Annotated in this window: 1 protein-coding gene; it reads left to right on the top strand. The window is 34.3% G+C overall.

The window, feature by feature from the left end; translation table 11 throughout:
* Positions 1 to 487: hypothetical protein (locus Q0590_RS37515; RefSeq protein WP_302042819.1), on the top strand; the 487-nt coding region annotated here is incomplete at its 5' end.
* Between the last annotated feature and the right edge of the window lie 46 nt (positions 488 to 533).

Below are 533 nucleotides of genomic sequence, written 5' to 3'. Positions count from 1 at the left end.
ATTAGTAGTGAGACAAAATTTAGCGGTTTTCTTTATCCTTATTCTTCTCTCAAGTTGTAGTTCTTATGAATTTGATTATGTTGTTGATCAAAAAGATAGCTCAAATGTACTTACAAGAATAAGACATGAGGGACATACCTATTTTGTCTATGGAAAATATGATCAAGAGAAGATTCCGGAAGATCAGTATTTAAAGGTAGGAACACCAAAGAGGATATCTGATTATGAACTGTTTTTATATTGGAAAAAAGATACAGCTTATTTAGAATCCTTACAGGGAGGTGTTTATACGGTAGTAAATTTACCTGCTAAGTTTGTTTTCAAAGATTATGAGACAAACGAAATAGATAGATTTGGAGCCTTAAGACATGATACCACAGGATACTATACCTATTTATGCGATTGTGATCTTCCAGCTCCTAAAGCAGATCCACTACTAGAGGATCATGGTAAACCTATTCTAGAACAGAATTTTAAACATAGATAGTGAGAACAAAAGACATGTGCCTAACACCAGCCACGGCTGACAACCG

It is taken from the genome of Rhodocytophaga aerolata (genome assembly GCF_030503435.1).
GTDB lineage: Bacteria > Bacteroidota > Bacteroidia > Cytophagales > 172606-1 > Rhodocytophaga > Rhodocytophaga aerolata.
This window is presented reverse-complemented; position numbering and strand designations above follow the sequence as displayed.